Annotated in this window: 3 protein-coding genes and 2 pseudogenes; all 5 read right to left on the reverse strand. The window is 74.6% G+C overall.

Translation table 11 applies throughout. The features are described from left to right. Positions 1-36: 36 nt before the first annotated feature. A complete protein-coding gene (locus GJ634_RS14230; RefSeq protein ID WP_331714195.1) occupies positions 37-657 on the reverse strand; it encodes an HAD family hydrolase in 621 nt (206 codons plus the stop codon). Positions 658-698: 41 nt separating this feature from the next. After that, positions 699-2,201 (reverse strand): annotated as a pseudogene (locus GJ634_RS14235) (cobyric acid synthase). Beyond that, entirely contained in the window at positions 2,201-2,896 is a 696-nt protein-coding gene (locus GJ634_RS14240) for a cob(I)yrinic acid a,c-diamide adenosyltransferase (protein ID WP_157503518.1), read from the reverse strand. The pseudogene GJ634_RS14235 and the gene GJ634_RS14240 overlap by 1 nt, the downstream one beginning before the upstream one ends. After that, entirely contained in the window at positions 2,893-4,191 is a 1,299-nt protein-coding gene (locus GJ634_RS14245; RefSeq protein ID WP_331714196.1) for a cobyrinic acid a,c-diamide synthase, read from the reverse strand. The genes GJ634_RS14240 and GJ634_RS14245 overlap by 4 nt, the downstream gene beginning before the upstream one ends. Beyond that, positions 4,188-4,532: pseudogene (locus GJ634_RS15680) on the reverse strand (TIGR00303 family protein); the annotation flags it as partial. The gene GJ634_RS14245 and the pseudogene GJ634_RS15680, both read right to left, overlap by 4 nt.

A 4,532-nucleotide genomic window follows, 5' to 3' on the forward strand; every position in this document is an offset into this window, starting at 1 on the left:
CGAGCGCGAACGCGAGCGCGACCGCCCCGACCGCAGTCAGCGACACGCTCTCCCCTCCAGCAGTTCCGGGAGTTCGCGGAGCGGCGTCTCGGCGAGCAGTACTGCGCGCCCGCCGACGGCTTCGACGCCGCCGTCGGTCGAGGGGTCGTCGCCGACGTGGACGAGCGACTCGGGCTCCGCGTCGAGCGCGTCGGCGACGGCCGCGAACGCGCGCGGGTCTGGTTTCCGCCAGCCGCAGCCGACGCTCGTCACGACTGCGTCGACGTCGAGGCCGGCTCTTTCGAGCGCGCGCTCGGCGAGTCCGGGCACGCTGCAGTTCGAGAGCACGCCCACCGAACCGTGCTCTCGGGCGGCGACGACGGCTTTCCGGGCGCCGTCCCGCACCGCGACGGGGCGGTCGAACGCGGCGAGCGTCGCTTCGCGGACGAGTTCCCCGTCGGCGTCGACGCCGCGGCTGGCGAGTGCGGCGGCGACGTGGTCCGGGAGCGGCTGCTCGGCGCCCTCCGGGACCGGCTCGTGGGGCTCCCGGTAGGCCACCGTCCAGTCGTCGGGAACCGGCACGCCGCGGTCCGCGAGCGCGTCCGCGACGGCTTCCGCGGGGGTGTCGGAACGCTCGGCGGCGACCAGCGTCCCGAAGAGGTCGAACGTCGTTGGCACTGTGCTTTACTTACTGCAAGCAGACTTGAATCGGTCGGTGGCTACGCGGGGAGGTCGAGCGCGGCGAGGTCGACGTGCTCGCGCACGAGGTCGGCGGCCGCGTCGTACGGCGACTCGCGGGACTGCTCCACAGTCGGGCGCTCCCGGCCGGCGGACTGGTAGACGGCGTCGACGAACGCGTCGCGGGCGACCGCGTTCTCGAAGAGGCCGTGGAGGTACGTGCCGAGCACGCGGTCGGTCGCGCGCTCGTCGGGCCGACGGGGTTCGGGACCGACTCCGGGACCTCGGTCCGCCCCATGTGAATCTCGTAGCCGGAGACCTCGCCCGCGGCGCCCGCGAGCGGGCCGACGCCGTTCAGTTCGCGCGTGACCGCGTCGACGCGCTTGTCCTCGCGGAACGCCGTCTCCGCCGGGAGGAGGCCGAACCCCGCGACGGCTTCGAGGTCGTCGGTGGACTCGACGCCGGCGTTCGCGACGCGCTCGCCGAGCAGCTGGTAGCCGCCGCAGAGCCCGACGACCGGGCCGTCGAACGCCCGGAGCTCGGCGCCGAACCCCGCGTCCCGGAGGTCGCGGAGGTCGTCGACCGTGTTCTTCGTGCCCGGGAGCACCACGCGTCCGCGTCGGCGAGGTCGGCCGCCGGCGGGACGTACGCGACGCGCACGCCGGGGACGCGCGCGAGCGGTTCGAGGTCCGTGAAGTTCGAGATGCGCGGGAGCCGCGGGACCGCCACGGTGACCGCGCGTGCGTCGGCCACGCCGTCGTCTCCGCCGTCGACGCCGCGGCCCTCGTCCGGGAGCGAGAGGCTGTCCTCGGCGGGGAGGCCGGGGTCGTCGTACGGCAGCACGCCGAGAACCGGGACGCCCGTGCGCTCCTCGATCTCCGCGATTCCGGGTTCGAGGAGCGCGGGGTCCCCGCGGAACTTCGTGATGACCGCGCCGGCGACGCGCTCGCGGACGTCCCCGGGAAGCAGTTCGAGCGTGCCGTAGAGGCTCGCGAACGCGCCGCCGCGCTCGATGTCCGCGGCGACGAGGACGTCGGCGTCTGCGAACCGGGCGGTCTCGACGTTCGCGAGGTCGCGGTCGTGGAGGTTGACCTCCGCGATGCTACCCGCGCCCTCCGCGACGACGATGTCGTGGTCGGCGGCGAGGCGCGCGTGGGCTGCTGCGGCGGTCCCGCGGGCCTGCTCCCAGAAGTCGTCGTAGTAGTCGCCGGCGGCGTAGTGGCCGACCGCCTGTCCGTCGAGGACGAGCTGGCTCTCGGCGTCCCCGCGGGGCTTCAGGAGGACGGGGTTGTGGTCGGTGGTCGCCGGGACGCGCGCAGCCCGCGCCTGCACGTACTGCGAGACGCCGACCTCGCCCCACGCGCCTCCGGCGGAGCGGCCTCGGGCACCGGGACGGCGCGCGCGTTGTTGCTCATGTTCTGGGCCTTGAACGGCGCGACTGCCACGCCCGCGTCCGCGAGGTGGCGACAGATTCCCGCCGCCACGGTGCTCTTCCCGACGTGTGAGGCGGTCCCCGCGACGAGCAGCGTGCGGCAGTCGGCCATCAGTACTCGGTGCCCTTGCGGGCGCGCTGGCCCGCGTCGATCGGGTGGGCCTGCTTGCGCACCTCGCTCGCGAGGTCCGCGCGCTCGGTGGCGAACGCGGGTTCCTCGTGGCCGCCGGTCAACACGAGTTCGAGGTTCTCGGGCTTGTCCTCGACGAGTTCGACGACGGCCTCCGGGTCGACGAGCCCGCGGTTCGCGGCGTACAGGATCTCGTCCAGAATCAGCATGTGGACGCCGTCGTCGGCCGGCCCGTCCAGCGGGAGGGCGCCGTCGACGCTCCGTGCGGCGTCGACGAGCTCGCGGGCGCGAGTGAGCCCGCCCTCCGCGCGCGCTCGGTGCTCGTCGTCGTCGCTGCCGTCGAGGAAGCCGTGCCAGCCGTAGTGCCCGGAGTTCTCGTACGTGAACCCGGGGACCTCGGTGATGGCGTTGTACTCGCCGCGGACGTCCTCGACGCTCGCGGTGCCGCCCTTCATGAACTGGAGGAGGTGGACGCGGTAGCCGTGGCCGGCCGCCCGGAACCCCATCCCGAGCGCGGCGGTCGTCTTCCCCTTGCCGTCCCCCCACCAGACCTGCACGAGACCGAACTCCTCGGGGGCGTCGGGCGTGATTTCGCGCGCGGTGGGCGTCCGGCCCTTCCCGGGGGTGCGCGCGTGCTGGTCGGCCTGCTCGTCGGCTGGGTCGGTGTCGTCGGTCATAGGTTGTCGATGAATCGGTCGAAGGCGCCGCTGTCGGCGTGGACGTGCGCGTACGTGCCCAGCGTCCGGTGCTCGGTGAGCCCGTCCCGCTCGTTGGCGATGCCGGTGCCGCGCTCGACGTCGAACGCGAACCGCGCGTCGCCGGCCACGTCGGTGTCGGAGTAGTGGAACTCGTGGCCGCGCAGCCGTTCGCCCGCGCCGGCGGTGAGCGCGTCGCCGCCGGCGCGCAGTTTCACGTGGTCGAGCGCCTGATAGCGCTCCCGCATCCGCACGTCCGCGGGGAGCACGCCCGCCATCTCGCGGGTCTCTCCGTCGGTCGTCGTCAGCGACTCCGCGAGCGCCATCAGGCCGCCGCACTCCCCGAGCACGGGTAGGCCGTCGGCCGCCCGTTCCGCGAGCGTGTCGAGCGCCCGCGAGTCGGCGAGGGCGTCCGCGTGCAGTTCCGGGTAGCCGCCGGGCAGGTAGACGCCGTCGCACTCGGGCAGATCGTCGCCCGCGACCGGCGAGAACGTCGCGACGTCCGCGCGCTCTCGGAGGCGCTCCCGGGTCGCCGGGTACGCGAAGCAGAACGCCGCGTCGGAAGCCACCGCGACGCGCTTCCCCGTCGCGGGCCGCTCGCTCCCGGGGCCGGGTCGCGGCGGTTCGCGCGCGAGTTCGACTACCTGCTCGGCGTCGACGTGCTCCGCGGCGGCGTCGAGCGCGTCCTCGTCGACCGTCGCCTCCTCGCCCATGTGGAGACCGAGGTGGCGGTCCGGGACCGCGAGGTCGTCGTCCGGCGGGACGCGCCCGAGATACGCTATCCCGTCCGGGAGCGCGTCCCGGATGCCCTCGGCGTGGCGGCCGCCGTGCGCGCGCTGGGCGATTACGCCGACCACGTCCACGTCGAAGCTGGCCTCGCCGGCGTACTCGCGGAAGCCGAGCGCGGTCGCGCCGACGCTCTGCATCCCCGCGCTCGCATCGACCACGAGCACCACGGGAAGGTCGAGCACGTCGGCGACGCCGGCGGTGCTGGCGACGCTGCCGTCGTAGAGTCCCATCATTCCCTCGACGACGCAGACGTCGCCGTCGCCGCGGTGGTAGTTCCGGCGCACGCCCGCCTCGCCGGAGAGCCACGGGTCGAGCGTGCGCGAGGGCTCGCCCGCGACCGGTTCGTGGTGGCTCGGGTCGATGAAGTCGGGGCCGGCCTTCGCCGGCTGGGGGTCGTAACCCGCGCGCTCGAGCGCGCGCAGGACCGCGAGCGTCGCCACCGTCTTCCCGACGCCGGAGGCCGTGCCGCCGAGCACGACGCCCTTCACGGCGCGGCCTCCCCGGTCACGCGGTCGTAGACCGCAGCGATCGCGTCCCGGACTGCGCTCATCTCCACGCCGGCCTCCTCGGCGAGCGCGAGCGCGCCGCCCATCCCGACGCCCTCCTTGGCTTCGCCGGCGAGGTACGCGGCCATCGCGGGGTGGTCGTCGCGGCGCTCGAACCCGGGGTCGGTGACGGTGAGCGCGACGTCGTTGTCGGCGGCGAGCGCGCGGACGTCCGCCGAGTCGTCGCCCGCGACGAACGACGTGGTCGCGGAGTTCGAGGTCGGCGGCGAGGCCGGCGTGGCGGACGAGCGCGCCCGCGGTCGCGAGCTGGGTGCCGCCCGCGA

The organism is Halobacterium sp. CBA1126, assembly GCF_009741975.1.
Classification (GTDB): domain Archaea; phylum Halobacteriota; class Halobacteria; order Halobacteriales; family Halobacteriaceae; genus Halobacterium.